At 43.6% G+C, this 236-nt stretch carries 1 protein-coding gene; it reads left to right on the forward strand.

Annotated features, from left to right (window positions below):
* Nucleotides 1–236 (forward strand): lipase family protein (locus tag SB773_RS34630; RefSeq protein WP_410595075.1); only part of this gene is annotated, 236 nt, incomplete at both ends.

The raw sequence follows: 236 nt of genomic DNA on the forward strand, positions 1-236 counted from the left end.
GGCTGGGCACAGTCTCGGGGGAGGATTAGCTGTACTCGCTGGTTTTGATTTTGCCGTGAACACGAAGTTTAAAAATCCTATCATGTATACGTATGGCAGTCCTCGTGTCGCAGACCCTGTCTTTGCTTCCCGATTCAATGAAAAAGTAACAAATAGCGTTCGTATTATGAATGTACATGATATTATTCCTACATTACCGGCCAAAGCATATTTGCCGCCTTTTACAAAACACGGGT

The sequence above is a fragment of the Bacillus sp. SIMBA_074 genome (assembly GCF_046534555.1).
Classification (GTDB): domain Bacteria; phylum Bacillota; class Bacilli; order Bacillales; family Bacillaceae_G; genus Bacillus_A; species Bacillus_A mycoides.